Origin of the sequence: Yimella sp. RIT 621, from assembly GCF_004146205.1 — a bacterium.
Classification (GTDB): Bacteria; Actinomycetota; Actinomycetes; order Actinomycetales; family Dermatophilaceae; genus Yimella; species Yimella lutea.
The window spans coordinates 190015-204991 of the sequence record NZ_SEIP01000001.1; the positions used below are offsets into that span (position 1 = coordinate 190015).

General features: G+C 68.3%; 12 protein-coding genes and 1 pseudogene. 2 read left to right on the forward strand and 11 right to left on the reverse strand.

What is annotated here, in order from left to right; all coding sequences use genetic code 11:
• Position 1 precedes the first annotated feature (1 nt).
• From dut to EU513_RS00990, 4 genes are all read right to left on the reverse strand, one after another.
• Complete coding sequence (dut, locus tag EU513_RS00975; protein ID WP_129624142.1) at positions 2-505, reverse strand: dUTP diphosphatase; 504 nt, start codon at positions 503-505, stop codon at positions 2-4.
• 26 nt (positions 506-531) lie between these two features.
• Positions 532-825 (reverse strand): DUF4193 domain-containing protein, encoded by a 294-nt coding sequence (locus tag EU513_RS00980; protein ID WP_129623982.1) that lies wholly within the window; start codon positions 823-825, stop codon positions 532-534.
• 164 nt (positions 826-989) lie between these two features.
• Positions 990-1808 carry an inositol monophosphatase family protein gene (locus EU513_RS00985; RefSeq protein WP_129623983.1) on the reverse strand — a complete coding sequence of 273 codons (819 nt, stop codon included), beginning with the start codon at positions 1806-1808 and terminating at the stop codon, positions 990-992.
• A complete protein-coding gene (locus EU513_RS00990; RefSeq protein ID WP_129623984.1) occupies positions 1808-3064 on the reverse strand; it encodes a ferrochelatase in 1257 nt (418 codons plus the stop codon). The genes EU513_RS00985 and EU513_RS00990 overlap by 1 nt, the downstream gene beginning before the upstream one ends.
• Before the next feature lie 151 nt (positions 3065-3215).
• Here EU513_RS00990 and sepH point away from each other — a divergent pair, with 151 nt between their 5' ends.
• On the forward strand, positions 3216-4592 hold the full coding sequence (gene sepH / locus EU513_RS00995; RefSeq protein WP_168990087.1) for a septation protein SepH: 1377 nt from the start codon (positions 3216-3218) through the stop codon (positions 4590-4592).
• 24 nt (positions 4593-4616) lie between these two features.
• Here the strand turns inward: sepH and EU513_RS01000 are convergent, their stop codons facing one another.
• From EU513_RS01000 to EU513_RS16610, 7 genes and pseudogenes are all read right to left on the reverse strand, one after another.
• Positions 4617-6239, reverse strand: coding sequence for an MFS transporter (locus EU513_RS01000; RefSeq protein WP_240795861.1), 1623 nt, complete (start codon positions 6237-6239; stop codon positions 4617-4619).
• A 52-nt stretch (positions 6240-6291) separates the two neighbouring features.
• The gene (locus EU513_RS01005) at positions 6292-6993 is read right to left on the reverse strand and encodes a thymidine kinase (RefSeq protein WP_129623986.1); all 702 of its coding nucleotides are present in this window, start codon (positions 6991-6993) and stop codon (positions 6292-6294) included.
• A 24-nt stretch (positions 6994-7017) separates the two neighbouring features.
• On the reverse strand, positions 7018-8145 hold the full coding sequence (locus EU513_RS01010) for an alkaline phosphatase family protein (protein WP_240795862.1): 1128 nt from the start codon (positions 8143-8145) through the stop codon (positions 7018-7020).
• Positions 8146-8150: 5 nt separating this feature from the next.
• The gene (locus tag EU513_RS01015; protein WP_129623987.1) at positions 8151-8753 is read right to left on the reverse strand and encodes a DUF5998 family protein; all 603 of its coding nucleotides are present in this window, start codon (positions 8751-8753) and stop codon (positions 8151-8153) included.
• A gap of 85 nt (positions 8754-8838) precedes the next feature.
• Complete coding sequence (locus tag EU513_RS01020) at positions 8839-11511, reverse strand: bifunctional GNAT family N-acetyltransferase/acetate--CoA ligase family protein (protein WP_129623988.1); 2673 nt, start codon at positions 11509-11511, stop codon at positions 8839-8841.
• A 19-nt stretch (positions 11512-11530) separates the two neighbouring features.
• Positions 11531-12934, reverse strand: coding sequence for a hypothetical protein (locus tag EU513_RS01025; RefSeq protein WP_168990088.1), 1404 nt, complete (start codon positions 12932-12934; stop codon positions 11531-11533).
• Between the two features lie 50 nt (positions 12935-12984).
• Positions 12985-13086, reverse strand: a pseudogene (locus tag EU513_RS16610) (hypothetical protein); the annotation flags it as partial.
• A gap of 143 nt (positions 13087-13229) precedes the next feature.
• Here EU513_RS16610 and EU513_RS01030 point away from each other — a divergent pair.
• On the forward strand, positions 13230-14975 hold the full coding sequence (locus EU513_RS01030) for an AMP-binding protein (RefSeq protein ID WP_168990089.1): 1746 nt from the start codon (positions 13230-13232) through the stop codon (positions 14973-14975).
• Positions 14976-14977 lie beyond the last annotated feature (2 nt).

Here is a 14977-nt window from a genome sequence, read left to right on the forward strand (position 1 = left end):
CTCAGTCCTTGCTCGTGCTGTCGGAAGTCGTGCTGTCGGACGGTCGGTCCGAAGGGCGATCTGTCGGTGTCGTGGACGAACCGAAGCCACCACTGGCTCCGTGTCCGCTCACACCTCTCACGCTATCGGGAAGGGCATCCACGGGTTCCCACTCGACCCGGGCACATGCCTGCACCACGAGTTGGGCGATGCGGTCACCCCGCTGCACCTGGAAGGTGTCGCGCGGGTCCAGATTCAGCAGGTTCACCAGCACCTCGCCGCGGTAGCCGGCGTCGATGGTGCCAGGAGCATTGACGATGGTGATCCCGTGCTTCGCGGCCAGCCCCGACCGCGGGTGAACCAGGCCGACGAAGCCGTCGGGTATGGCGAGCGCGATACCGGTGCGCACCAACGAGCGCTCACCGGGTCGCAGTGAAACCGCTTGCGCCGCATACAGATCCATGCCCGCGTCGCCGGGTTTGGCGTACGCGGGCAGTGGCAGCTCCGGGTCGAGCTGCTGGATCATCAGCGGCAGTCGGTCAGGCACAGCGCTCAGGCGCAGTCCTTGCAGATCGGCAGGCCGTCACGCTCGCCGGCGTGCTGACTGCGGTGGTTGACCAGGAAGCAGCGTGAGCAGGTGAACTCGTCGGCCTGACGCGGGACGACGCGGATCTCCATCTCCTCACCGGAGAGGTCCGCACCCGGCAGCTCGAAGCCTTCTGCCTGCTCGGTCTCGTCGACGTCGACCTGACCGCTGGTGTCGTTGCGACGCGACTTGAGTTCCTCGAGGCTGTCCTCGGAGAGGTCGTCGTCGGTCTTTCGTGGAGCGTCGTAATCGGTGGCCATCGAGGTCCTTCTTCGTCGTCAGTTCGGTGCGTCGGCCGGGCGGTACCTCCGGCTTCAGTCGCGGTAACGCTCCCGACCCGTTTTTTGTGCCCGTCGCGCGGGAATTTTGCACCATCGCGGCCGAAGAGTGCGCACCGGGTCCGCGGTTTCACCCACGTGGGTGGTCATCCGTCAGCAAGCACCCGGAGCGCCACCTGCTCGACCAACCCCGCCGGGCCTGCGATCACCATGTGCTTGTCGGGCTCCTGGTGTGCCCCGCGGACCACTCCGCCCGCTTCCCGGACCAGCAACTGACCGGCCGCACGGTCCCACGGATTGAGGCCGGACTCGAAGTACACGTCCAGACGTCCGGCCGCAATGGAGCACAGATCGAGCGCCGCGCTCCCGATCCGGCGCACGTCGCGCACGTCACCGATGAGCTCGGCGAGCACAGCGCCCTGTCGCTCCCGCTTGGCCGCTTCGTACCCGAAGCCCGTACCGAGTAGCGCCATCCCCAGATCCTTCGTGCCGCTCACCGAAAGCGGCTGCTGACGCAACCCGATGCTCAGGTGCGCTCCCCCGCCACGATGGCCATGGAAGAGTTCGTCGGTCACCGGGTTGTAGACCGCGCCCGCGACGGGGACGAGTTCCTCCGGCCGGGAGATGTCGCCGGTACAGGCTGCGATCGACACCGCGTACGCCGGAATTTCGTACAGGTAGTTGACCGTCCCGTCGATCGGGTCGACCACCCAGGTGATCCCACTCGAGCCCGCGTCGCTGGTGCCTTCTTCACCGAGCACACCGTCGTCCGGACGACGGTGTGCGAGCTCGTCGCGGATCAGACGTTCGCTGCGCCGGTCCATCTCGGTGACGACGTCGGTCAGGCTGGTCTTCGTCTGCGCGACACCGAGCCCGGCGGGGCGCTCCTGGACGATCAACCGGCCGGCGAGCACCGCCACGTCGCGGGCAACCTGTTCCAGCGCTGCGGCGTCGTGCGATGCCATCAGTCGGAGCCGCAGGCAGCCGGCAGCGCGGTACGCAGGTTCGGGCAGCAGCCCGGGCGACAGATCGGCGGCATCGCCTCACCCGGCCACGCCGGCATGGTCACCTGTTCACCGCGGGCCTGAGCGGCGCGCTCCTCGACAAGGTCGACCAGCCCGCTGACGAACTCCAGGTCGATACCGACGGTCGGGACGCGCGTCATGCGCAGCCCGACTTCCTGTGCGGTTTCGGCGGCCTCGGTGTCGAGATCGAACTTCACCTCCATGTGGTCGGAGATGAAGCCGATCGGTGCCACGACGACGTCCGTGACGCCGTCCTCGGCGAGCGAACGCAGGTGATCGTTGATGTCGGGCTCGAGCCAGGGCTGGCTGGGCGGGCCGGACCGCGAGCAGTAGACCAGTGCGCCGTCGAGGTCACGGTCGAGCGTCGCGCCGATCTCGTCGAGTGCGACGTGCGCCAGTTCGTCGTGCTGGTGCTCGTACAGGTTTCCCTCGCCATCGCCCGGGCCGGAGGTGTCGTCCATCGCCTCGGGGATGGAGTGGGTCACGAACACGACCCGCAGTTTGGAGTCGTCAGGCTGGTCGGCCGCACGGACGGCGTCGGTGATCAGCCGGATGTTGGTGCGGGCGAAACTGGGATGCGTGGCGTACTGGCGCACCTTGTCGACGTGGAGTTCCTTGCCTTCCTCTGCGAGTTCGGCCAGCGAGGCAGCGATGTTCTCGCGGTACTGCCGACACGAGCTGTAGGAGGAGTAGGCGCTCGTGGTGAGCGCGACGACATTGCGCATGCCGCCGTCGTAGGCCTCCCGCAGCACATCGGTCAGGAACGGTTCGCTGTTGCGGTTGCCCCACAGCACGGGGGTGCTGATGCCCCGCCGGCGCAGTTCGTCGTGCAACGCCGACTGCAGGGCCCGGCACTGGTCGTTGATCGGGCTGCGACCGCCGAACTCCATGTAGTGGTGGGCCACTTCTTCCAGTCGCTCGTCGGGGATGCCACGTCCACCGGTCACCCGGCGCAGGAAGGGCATGACCTCCTCCGGTGACTCCGGACCACCGAACGACAGCAGGACGATCGCGTCGTACGGCGGCAGAGCGGTGTCCCCACCCTCGCCCGACGGCTGGGGCTCAGGGGTGGTCTGCCCGATGTCCGTGGTGGGATCCGTGGTGGGATCCGTGGTGGCATCCGACGCTGCCTCGGGGTTCATGGGTGCGGAGCCGGAGTCCGCAGGGTCACGGGGGTCGGCGGTGGGAGAACTCATGAGTCCATTGTCACCCTCGTCCCCGGGGCGGGGCGCGGCACCCGTCGATGTCTCGTGTGTGCCTCGCGCCCGGCGTGCCGTCCGGTCCGATCACACTCACCGTGGCAAGGTGAACCACGGTTTGTCGAAGCCCGGGAAGGCATACATACACATGCGCGACTTGCGATTCGTCGGTGTCGATGACGAAGGCACGCGACTGCTCCTCGTCGACGAGGACGGTGAACAGCACCAGGTCGAGATCGACGATGCCCTGCGCAGCGCCGTCCGCGCGGTGCGCTCCCGGCTGAACGACGACGGCGTCGACCCGAACGTGCGTCCCCGCGACATCCAGGCGTTGTTGCGCTCCGGTCTGACGATCGACGAGGTCGCCGAGCGCACCGGGTGGTCCACCGACAAGGTCGGCCGATTCGAACCGCCGATCCGCGCCGAGCGCGACCACGTGGCGCTCACCGCACAGAAGCTGCCGTTGCACGTCCGCGTCGGCGGACGTGAGCAGGGCACCACGGTCGGCGAACGTGTCAGCAGCCGTCTTTCGCACCGTGGCGTGGCCGCATCCGACATGAACTGGGACGCCTACCGCGGCGACCGCGGGTGGACGATCGAGTGCCGCTTCCCCGCCGGCGGACGTGCCCGCGTCGCGACCTGGCGCTACGACGCGCAGACCCAGAGCCTGCACCCGACCGACGACGAAGCACGCTGGCTGAGCGAGGACGACCAGCCGACCGCGACGATGCCGTTCGGCAAGAACCCCGCCAACTCGGTCGTCTACGACGTCGTTGCCGAAGGTGGTCTCGATCAGCAGTCGCCCGCGCCCCACCGTCCCGCGCGTGTCTCCGCACCGAAGATCCCGCACGCTGCGCCGGACGAGGCGCAGGAGACGGACAGCTCACCGGAGCCGTCGGACTCCGCTGACACCGACGCCGATGCGGCCACGCCGGTCGCGAAGAAGGACGACCGTCCGGTCGACCTGGTATCGGTGATGCGCGAGCGGTCGAAGAACCGTCGCAAGGCGAACGCGCGCCGCAAGGGCGAGAGCCACCCGTCCGGCAATCACCCGGCGGGCAAGCAGTCCGCCGCAGCCGGCGACGACACGGACGGGGGCGCCGAGGAGCCGGATCAGCCCACGGTCGACGAACTGGGCCACGACCCCGTCACCGGCACGGTCGACCTGTTCGGTCTCGGCGAGGTCGAGCCGTTGCGACATGAGGTGGTCGCCCAGGATCCTGAGGACGTCGCCGTCGACGAGGCTGGGGATGATGCCTCTGAAGACGCCTCGGATCACCCGGACATCGAACCGGGTCCGAGCTTCGGCGACGACGTGTCCGACGACGTGTCCGACGCCGATTCAGACGTCGACGAGGTTGCCTCGAAGCAGGTCGTCTCTTCGCCGGCCGAGCCGTCCGACGGCCGGGGCGACGACGAACCCGAGCAGGTCGTGCCGTCTCGTCCGAGTCAGGCCCGCAAGGGTCGCCCGTCGGTGCCCAGTTGGGACGACATCATGTTCGGTAAGCGCGGGCCGAAGGAGTAGGCCGCGCTCGAACCCGCCTGCGCCTCAGCGTCGTTCGCGCGGTGGCGGGTTCATCGCCTGCTTGCGACTGATGCCCATCGTCGGGCTGTCGTGTACCCGGTCGTACGGGCCGGTCGAACCGGAACGAACCGTGCGCCCGGTGTGCCACCACAGCACCAGGCCCGCCCACACCACCAGCAAAGCCGCGGACAGGTACATGCCGAGTGTCGCGTCGGTGGGGATGACGACGGCGACGATGCCACCGATGACCCACGAGAGCTGAAGCAGCGTCTCCGAGCGCCCGAAGACGCTGGTGCGCATGTGTTCGGGTACGCGGTCCTGGATCAATGAGTCGAGCGCGAGCTTGCCCAACTGCTGTCCGACACCGGCGACGAGCGCCACCAGGACGGCCGTCCACAGGCGGAAGTTCAGCGCCGCGAACACCACCACGGCAGCGTCGACGATCAACATCACCAGGACGATGATCCGCGGTGAAGCAACCTTCATCAGGTTGCCCATCACCGTGCCGAGAGCATTGCCGAGTCCCGCTGCGCCGAGCACGAGGGCCAGCAACTGGGTCTGCTTGTTCTCCCAGCCCGGGAACGGTTCGGCGCGCATCAGGAAGGCCATGAACAGCGTCAGGAAGCCGGACAGCCAGCGGAGGCCGGCGTTCGCCCGCAGCGCGGAGATGACGTCGCCGGAGATCGGGAACTTCGTTTTGCGCCGGAACATCGGCGCGGGCTTCTCGCCGATGGTCGAGTCGACCCGGGGTGGCAGCAGGATCGCCAAAATCGTGCCGATCGTGAACAGGACGAAGGCAACTCGCAGTGCCCACTCCGACCCGCCGAACTTCGCCGCACCACCGGCAAGTGCACCGGCCATGACGGCGCCGACGACTCCGGCCAGCGACAGCCGGCTGTTGGCCTTCACCAGCGTCATCGAATCGGGCAGCAGGCGTGGGGTCGCCGCGGATCGGCTGACCAGATACGCCTTGGACGAGACCAGCACGCACATCGCGACCGGGAACAGCAGGGTGGATTCAGCGGCAACCGCTCCTGCGAGCACCCAACAGAAGAAGGCGCGGATCGCGAGCGTGCCGCCGATCGCCCACCGGCGACCGTGGCGCAGGCGGTCGAGCACGGGACCGATCAGGGGCGCGACGATCGCGAACGGAAGCATCGTGAGGAGCAGGAACAGCAGCGTCTGGGTCTTGGCCTGCTCCCCGGGTGCGGCGAAGAAGACGGTGCCGGCCAGACCGATGGCGACCGCGGCGTCGCCGGCCGAACTGAACGCGTGCACCTCGATGAGGCGGCCGAGACCGGACTCACCGGCGCCGTGCGAGTTGCTCGCCCGACGGGCAGCCTTCAGGGTGCTTCGTCCGGCACCGGCGGTCATCCGCGCGACAGCGCCGGCCGAGCGTGCTACTCCTCGACCGACTACACGGGTGCGCGAGGACGGCATCGCGGTGCCACCTGACAGTCCATCTCGGCGGTCGGCGTACCTGTCGTCGAACCGGCGTCGGTCACGGCGATCGTCGTCATCACGTCCGTACTGGGATTCGTGGCCACGATCGTCGTAACGACGGGACTCCCGCCGCCGGTCGTCCGGGTGCTCCGTGCGCGGGCGCGGCAACGGGGCGGTGGGCCGGTGTTCGTCCCGCTCGCTCATCGCCTCGTCCCCTGCCCGGCGTCCATGTCGATCATGCTTCCATCCGCCGGTGTCACTGCCCGGGTGAAGTATCGCCCATCGGCGCCGAAGGCAGGGGGCACAATCCGAGATCGAAGGGAAGAATGTCCGCGGAACCGCTCTGCAGGCGGGCGGCGGCCGAGGTCATCCGGCGCATGTAATGCCGTCGACACAGCACCTCGTACTCGACCGCGTGCGCGGTTTCACCGGCGACGTCGCCGACGACGACCTGTTCGCCCTCGATGACCATGTGTCCGTCGACGACGCGGGCGTTGTGAGTGGCACCGCGACCGCACCAGCACAGCGCCTCGACCTGCGGCACCTGCAACCTGTCGGCGAGTTCGATCAGTCGCTTCGAACCCGGGAAGAGCTGGGTGCGGAAGTCGGCCATGATGCCGAACGCGTACACGTCGATGTCGCATTCGTCGACGACCCGCGCGAGCTGCTCGATCTGCTCCGGCTCGTAGAACTGGGCCTCGTCGCAGATGACGTAATGGATCTCGCGACCGTGGGCGGTCTGCGCGATGACCAGTTCCCAGAAGTCCAGCTCGTCGGTCACCTCGACCGCCTCACGCGACAGGCCGAGACGGGAGGAGATGACGGCCGCGCCGGCGCGGTCGTTCTTGGTGAAGATGAGTCCTTCGCGCCCGCGCGCTCGGTGGTTGTGCTCCATCTGCAGGGCGAGTGTGGACTTGCCGCAGTCCATGGTGCCGGAGAAGAAGACGAGTTCAGCCACGAGGTACGACTCTAGATGGCCGGATCAGTCGGCGGGACGGTGCAGCACCGGAACGGCCATCTCCGCGGCGGTGAGCGAGCCGTGCTGACCGGTCAGCTCACCCACCTTGGTGGTCATCACGCGTGAATCCCAGTAGCCGTACGGGCCGTCCATGGCCACGAGCACGTCGCCGAGACGGGGCGCGATGTGCGGTTGCACCGGGCCGAACAGTCCTCGCGAGACGGCATCGGCCATCGGCAACACCCAGCCCTGTTCGCCCAGCCGCGCGGTCCAGGCGGCCAGGACGTCGTCGGTCGCGCCGGGCTCACAGTAGAGCTGCAGGGATCGCATCTCACCCCCGGTGTGCCGGACGCCGGCGGCGAGCTCGGGGTCGAAGGCGATGTCGGTCTTGTTGGATTCGGGGATGTCGATCATGCCGTGGTCGGCGGTGATCGTGAGGCTGACGCCGCGCGGAAGACGCGTGGACAACCGTTGCAGTTCGGCGTCCACCGCTTCGAGTTCATCGACCCATTCCCATGAGCCGCAACCGAATTCGTGACCAGTGCGGTCGAGGTTTCCCCAGTAGATGTAGGTGAGGCTGCGGGGCTGCCGAGCCACGCGGGCCAGCACGATGTCGACGCGTTGGGCGAGCGTGGCGGCCGTGGCGAAACCGGCACCGCGTAGCGCAGCCGTCGTCAGGCCGGAGCCGTCGAAGTAGTCGTTGGCGACCATCGTCGTCTCGATCCCGGCAGCGGCAACGCGCTCGAAGACGGTCGGTTCACGCTGCCAGCGGCGCGGATCGGGTCCGTTCTCCCAGGAGAGTTCGTTGAACAGGAGGTCGGTGGCCGGATCGACCACCTGGTAGCCGAGCAGGCCGTGCGAGCCGGGGGGAAGTCCGGTGCCGAACGTGCCCATGCTGGTCGCGGTCGTCGAAGGGAAGCCCGCGGTCGCACTCGCCGCGTCGATCATCAGCGTCCGCATGAACGGTGCGTGACCGGAACGGGCCCGAAGAAGTTCGGCGCCCAGACCGTCGACGAGCACGACCACCGCGCCACGAGCCTGCGGCAGGGCGCCGCGAAAACCTTTGACGCCGAGCGAAGCTGCTGCCGACGGCAACACCCCGGCGAGGTCGGTGGCCCCGTAGCTCGGCGCTGCGGGCAGCGGGCGTATCACCGGCTTCAGCGACCGGTGACCGCGGACAGCGCTGCAGCGAAGTCGAGTGCGTTCTGTAGGTTGCGTTCGCCGTCGGCGTCGGCGCTGACCCGGACGCTGATGTCGTCGGCCGTGACCGTGCCCTCGTAGCCGTGGTCGGCGACGCAGTCGGGGTCGGCGCAGGCTGCGGGCAGCAGGTCGACGCGGCTGACCGTGCCCCAACCGATGGTGACCGTCACCTCACGTCCGAGTGACCCTTCGGCGTACTTCTCCGGCGAGTTGATGACGTGGGTGAGCATCACTCCGCGGATCGCCGACAGCGGCACCGTCTCGGTGGTCGCGGTGGCGACGTTGCGGGCGACGATCGTGGGTGCGTCCAGGGACGGGGTGTGGTCGTCGGCGTGGGCGATGACCAGGCGTCCGCCGCTGATCACCAGCACGGTGATGTGCCGACGCACGGTGTCGGTGTCGATCGTGGTCTCCGCGTGTACCAGGTGGGCGTCGACGGCCTGAGTGCCCAGGGCCGCCTTCAACACGTCGGCGACCAAGGCCGGGTAGTAGCCCGCCTGCTCGATGTCATGCAACAACGCGTCGGGCAAGGTGGCGGCGGTCAGGTGCGAAGCGGACATGAGGGCCATCTTCCCATGTCCTCACCGGGGCAGCTGCGTGATGGCGGCGATGTGGATCGCCCAAGCCGCTGTCAGCGGCCTGCGGTCACCACCCGCTCATCGCGCGGCGACCACTGTCGCTGCGGCCGACCGGCGGCGCGACGACGATCGACGCGCCCAGCACCTCCGCGCCCCACCGGTGGGTGTTGACCGGGTTGAGGTTGAGTTCGTAGATCTGCGGGTTGGTGTTGGCGAGCACCGAGACCCGGGCGATGACGTCGCGCAGCGCGTCGCGGTCGATCGGCGCCCGGTGCCCGAAACCGTCGAGGATCGGGGCGGCCCGGACGGAGTCGATCAGGTCGTCGATGTCGTTGCTGCTGAACGGCGGGATGCGGTAGCCGAAGTCGTTCATCACCTCGGTCGGCACACCCGCCAGGCTGAACCGCACGACGGGACCGAACAACGCGTCCTCCTCCGACATCACCACGCACGGGATGCCGGGTTCGGCCATCCTCTGCACCACGAACGTGTTGGCACCGATCGGGGCGAGCCGGTCATCGAGCGCGCGGTAGGCCTCGGCGACCGCGTCGGCGGAGCCGAGATCTGCTCGCACCGACGACACCGGCTGGATCCGCACGATCGGCGAGGTCGACTTCAGCACCACCGGGTAGCCGATCTCGTCGGCGGCTGCGACCGCCTCCTGCACCGAGGTCACGGCCGTCGAGGGCCAGACGGTGATGCCGTACGCCGCTAGCAACTCCCGTGTCTCCAGGGCGGTGAGCTCGCGGCCGTCGGGCTCGGATTCCAGCACCGCGGCGATGATTGCTGCGGCCTTGTCCTGGTCGATGCCCTCGGGGAGCACGAGGTCGTCGCTCTGCCGGTCGAGCCACTGCCCGTACCGCGTGGCGGCGGCCAGCGCACGGATCGCGTCCTCGGGCATGGAGTACGACGGGACGACCTCGCGTCGGCCGTCCTCGCGGGGCTGCCCGGCCAGCACCTCGGATACCCCGCGGATACCGAGGAACGTTGTCACACAAGGCTTCTCGTAGCGTCCGGCAACCTCGCCGAGTGCCTCGGCGATGTCGAGACCAGCCGACTGGCGGGGCGGGAGGAACGCGGTGACGACCGAGTCGACGTTCGGGTCCTCGAAGGCCGCCCGGACGGCGTCGGCGAACTCCTGTGCCGTTGCCTCGGGATCGAGGCTGACCGGTCCGTGGGTCACCTGCAGGCGCCAGGACACACACGCGTCGGCGGCCAGTGCACCCAGCGCTGAAGAGTTGCCGACGACCGCGACCCGCTCCCCCTTCGGTATCTCCTGGTGCACGACGAGCTGAGCGATGTCGAACATCTGGTGCACGTTCTCGACGCGGATCACGCCGGCCTGACGCAGCATCGCCCGGAAGGCCTCCGGCCGGATCCGGGTCGGACGCACCCGATGCCCGGGCGGCACGCCGTACTCCGAGACACCCGACTTCACCACGATCACCGGCTTGGCCTTCGACAAGCGCCGTGCGATGCGGTTGAACTTGCGCGGGTTACCCATCGACTCCAGGTACATGCCGACCGCACGCGTCTGCTCGTCGTCCAGCCAGAACTGCATCAGGTCGTTGCCGGAGACGTCGGCGCGGTTACCGGCCGACACGAAGGTGCTGATGCCCAGGCCACGACGCGCAGCGGACTCCAACCCGGCGATCGCGAGCGCACCGCTCTGGGAGAACAGGCCGAGGTCACCTGCAGCCGGCAGCTCCGGTGCCAGCGACGCGTTCAGTTGCACATCGACGGCGGTGTTGATGAGACCGAAGGAGTTCGGGCCGACCACACGCATCCCGTGGTTGCGGGCGGTTCGCAGCAACTCCTGCTGCAACTGCTCTCCGGCCTCACCCGCCTCGGCGAATCCGGACGACACGACCAGCACGCCGCGGACGCCGTGCTGGGCGCACTCGCGGACCACGCCCGGGACTTCGGACGCCGGGACCGCGATCACCGCGAGGTCGATGTCGCCCGGGACGTCGGCGAGGCAGGTGTACAGGTCGCCCTCGACCTCGGCGTGCGCGGTGCGGTTCACCGCGTACAGGTCACCGGCGAAACCACCGGTGCGCAGGTGTTCGTACAAGTCACGGCCGGTGGACTCACGGTTGCGGGACACCCCGATCACGACGACGCTGCGCGGGTTCAGCAGTGCGCGGATGCTTGCGGCTTCGGCTCGTTGCTCCCGTGCGATCCGGACGGCTTCACTGGCGTCCGTGGGCTCGATCGGGAACGCGAGCGAGATGACGCCGTCGTCGAAGTGGTGTTTGACGCCGAACCCGGCATCGATGAAGACGCCCATCATTTTGCGGTTCTGCGGCAGGACGTCGGCGGTGAACTCCTCGACCCCGGCCTCACGGGCGATGGCCGCCATGTGTTCCAGCAGCACCGACCCGATACCGCGCCCCTGGAAATGATCCGAGACGTTGAAGGCGACCTCGGCCGATGTCCCGGTGGGCCCGCCGAGCCGGTCGTACCGGCCGATCCCGATCAGTTCCTCGTTGCCCTCCAGCACCAGCGCGACCCGTTCCACGTGGTCGACATTGGCGAAACGCTTGGCGTCCTTGTCGGACAACTCCTTCATCGGTGCGAAGAAGCGCAGGTAGATCGACTCCGGCGACTGCTTGCGGTGAAAGTCCTGCAGGGCCGCGACGTCGTCGGGGCGGATCGGCCTGATCTGCGCGACGGAGCCGTCTCGCAGGACGACGTCCGCCTCCCATCCAGCCGGATAGGGCGCCGGATTCTCGCTCATGCGGCCCAGCATGTCATGTTCACGACTTCGGGACGACGACCTTCCAGGACTTCCCGAAGTCGGAACTCACCCAGAAACCCGGGGTCGTGCGCGGAACCGCGTAGAACTCCGCCCCGCCCGGGCTACCGGTCCAGTCGAAGCCGTTCACCGGCGGCGGCTGCGGGAATCGGGGCACGGTCCAACTGCGTCCGCCGTCGGCGGAGATCTGCAGGACCCTGCGCGCGTCGTCCCCGGAACTCGTGCCACCACCACGTGGGCCGCCGACGGTCACCACCAGGTGCTGCGGGTCGGCGGCACCGAGGCTCAGCTGTCCGATCTGGGGAAGGCGCAGCGTCCCGACGGAGTGCTCGACCCAACTCTGCGCCTGATCGTTGCTGCTCACCACACGGAAGGCTCCGCGGTCCTGTGACAGCCGGCACAGCGCGAACATGTGCGCGTCGGTGCTGGCGGTGATCGTCACCGCTTCGAGGGGGCTTGATCCGCAGACCTCGGGGGCTTTCATGGGCTCCAGCCGTTCGGCAGCCAGCATCCACGGCTGCTGCGTCGGGCGGCCGTCGTTGCTGGTCTGCACGATGACCAGCGCGTCCTTGACCACGACGGAGGCGTCGTCGATCGGTCCGGAGAGCGCCGCCGAGTCGACAGTCGTGAACGAGCTGGGGTTGGCGCGGCTGCTGAAGGAGACGTAGACCGGGCCCGAACACGTGCCCTGGACGCAGCCGTCCGCGGTGAGCAGGTAGACCTGCCCCTCCCAGATCTCCAGATCGAGCACGGTCTGTCCGGGGTGGTTGACCTTGTCGAAGCTGGCGCCGCGATCGGAGGTGACCCACAGGTCGCCGCCGTAGACGTAGCCCACCTGGGAGTCGACGAAGCGGACGTCGCTGAGCGCACCGTCCGGCTGGATGTTCGGCACATCGGCGCCGGACGCACTCGAGGTGTCGGTGCCGTTGAAGATGTGGACGGCCTGCCAGGACTCACCGTCGGCGCCGGAGCGCAACAGTGTCGGGCAGATGTCCGAACCACACTCGGTCGACCCGAGGTTGTACAGGGTGCCGCTGCCGGCATTGCTGACCGACCAGGTGCGGAACGTGGCCGGCACGCCCTGCGGCAGCTGGGCAGCTCCCATGTCGTCACCGGCGTCGGCAGTGCCCCGCTCAGACCCGTCCTCGCTGGCGGCCACGGTCTGCCCCGGACGGATGTTGCCGGCTCCGAAGGGTTCCTGCTTCCAGGTCCATACGCCGGCCAGCACGAGCATCGCGGCGACTCCGGCGGCGATGACGCCTCCCCAGGCCTTGCCGGCGGTGCGCATCGGGCTGCGACGGGCGGTCTGCACCACCTGTTGCCAGTGCACGTCGTTCGGCGTAGCGGGCTCGATCGCGTCGCGGTGCTTGGCGAAGAAGTCATCGACCAGGTCCGGTTCGTTCACGGGATCCTGGGATGGGTCGTCGCCATGACGTCGTCCGAAAGGCGAATCGTTCATCGCTGTCCCTCCAGACGTTCCATCAACAGTTTGCGCGCATCGAACAGATCCCGCTTGATCGTGCCCTCGGACTTGCCGAGGCTCTGCGCCACCTGGGCGACGGAAAGGTCAGCCTAATATTGCAGCAACACCGGGCGACCCGGATCGGGGTCAACGTCACTGCTGTCATGAACAGCAGGACGCCGACCGCTACTCACCGGTTGGCCCGCGCGACGACGTCTTCGTCGCTAGTGTCGAAAACATGCCGACCACAGAGCCTGGTAGCACTCCCACGAATCTCTTCGGCCGTCTGCGGGACGCGTTGCTGGACGCCCGGGAAGACCCGGCTGCGGCCGCGAACGCCTGGCAGACTCCCGCATTCGAATCGTTCAACTGGGCGACGGACTGGTTCGACGCAATCGCTGCGCGACACCCCGACCGTCCTGCGCTGATCGTGAAGTCGGCCGACGAACGCCTCGAACGCAGCTACGCCGATCTGTCGGCCCGCTCCGAGCAGGTCGCCGGCTGGTTGTCGGACGCCGGCGTGCAGCAGGGCGACCGCGTCCTGCTCATGCTCGGCAACCAGGTGGAGTTGTGGGAATGCATGCTCGCCTGCATCCGTCTCGGCGCGGTGACGATCCCCGCGACGATGCTGCTGACCTCCGCGGACCTGCGCGATCGGGTCGAGCGCGGCGAGGTCAAGCACGTGATCGCCGCCTCGGCGGTCACCGGTGCATTCACATCCGTCGAGGGCGACTTCACGCGCATCGCCGTCGGTGACCCGGCGTCCGGTTGGCTGTCGTACTCCGACTCCGAGGCCTCGACGACGCCCGCTCCCGCGGTGACCACGGCACCGGACGACGCGATGCTGCTGTACTTCACCTCCGGCACCACGTCCCGTCCCAAGTTGGTGCTGCACACGCAGACCTCCTACCCGCTCGGCCACCTGTCGACGATGTACTGGATCGGGCTGCAGCCCGGCGATGTCCACCTCAACATCAGCTCTCCGGGTTGGGCCAAGCACGCGTGGAGCAACGTCTTCGCACCGTGGAACGCAGGCGCGACCGTGCTGGTCGTCAACCAGCCGCGGTTCGATGCCCGCGAACTGCTGGAGTGGGTGGCACAGGAGAAGGCGACGACGTTCTGCGCCCCACCCACCGTGTACCGGATGCTGATCCAGGCCGACCTCGCCGCCTACCGTGACAAGTTGTCGCTGCGCGAGATGGTCGGGGCCGGCGAACCGCTCAATCCCGAGGTCATCCAGCAGGTGGAGAAGGCCCTCGGGCTCACCATCCGCGACGGCTTCGGCCAGACCGAGACCACGGCCCAGGTCGGCAACACTCCCGGGCAGCCCCTCAAACCCGGCTCCATGGGCCGCCCGTTGCCGGGCTACGACGTGGTGCTGGTGGATCCCGCCACCGGTGAGGAGCGCAACGGTCCGGGCGACGAGGGTGAGATCTGCCTGCGCCTGTCCGGACCGCTCGGCCGGCCGGCCGGACTGATGATCGGTTATTACGGCGACGAGGCGAAGACCGCGCAGGTGATGCGCGACGGCATGTATCACACGGGTGACGTCGCGGCCCGGGACGAGGACGGCTACGTCACCTACGTCGGACGCGCGGACGACGTGTTCAAGGCGTCCGACTACCGCATCTCCCCCTTCGAACTCGAGTCGGTGCTGATCGAGCACCCGCTCGTCGCGGAAGCGGCGATCGTGCCCTCGCCCGACCCGACCCGACTCGCCGTCCCGAAGGCGTATGTCGTTCTCACGGAGGGAAATTCACCGTCCGCCGAGATCGCCAGAGACATTCTCGTGTTCACCCGAGAGCATCTCGCTCCGTACAAGCGGATCCGGCGCATCGAGTTCTTCGACCTGCCCAAGACGATCTCGGGCAAGATCCGTCGGGTCGAGTTGCGGCAACGGGAAGCCAGTTCGCACGGGACGGTGGCGACTCCACCTCGCGTGCCTCCGAGCTCGAGTTCTGGGAAGCCGACTTCCCGGATCTGAGG

What these genes read in the sequence shown, in the direction of transcription:
- dut (WP_129624142.1), bottom strand. Translation starts at nt 505, where the DNA reads ATGATCCAGCAGCTCGACCCGGAGCTGCCACTGCCCGCGTACGCCAAA.
- EU513_RS00980 (WP_129623982.1), bottom strand. Translation starts at nt 825, where the DNA reads ATGGCCACCGATTACGACGCTCCACGAAAGACCGACGACGACCTCTCC.
- EU513_RS00985 (WP_129623983.1), bottom strand. Translation starts at nt 1,808, where the DNA reads ATGGCATCGCACGACGCCGCAGCGCTGGAACAGGTTGCCCGCGACGTG.
- EU513_RS00990 (WP_129623984.1), bottom strand. Translation starts at nt 3,064, where the DNA reads ATGAGTTCTCCCACCGCCGACCCCCGTGACCCTGCGGACTCCGGCTCC.
- sepH (WP_168990087.1), top strand. Translation starts at nt 3,216, where the DNA reads ATGCGCGACTTGCGATTCGTCGGTGTCGATGACGAAGGCACGCGACTG.
- EU513_RS01000 (WP_240795861.1), bottom strand. Translation starts at nt 6,239, where the DNA reads ATGAGCGAGCGGGACGAACACCGGCCCACCGCCCCGTTGCCGCGCCCG.
- EU513_RS01015 (WP_129623987.1), bottom strand. Translation starts at nt 8,753, where the DNA reads ATGTCCGCTTCGCACCTGACCGCCGCCACCTTGCCCGACGCGTTGTTG.
- EU513_RS01020 (WP_129623988.1), bottom strand. Translation starts at nt 11,511, where the DNA reads ATGAGCGAGAATCCGGCGCCCTATCCGGCTGGATGGGAGGCGGACGTC.
- EU513_RS01030 (WP_168990089.1), top strand. Translation starts at nt 13,230, where the DNA reads ATGCCGACCACAGAGCCTGGTAGCACTCCCACGAATCTCTTCGGCCGT.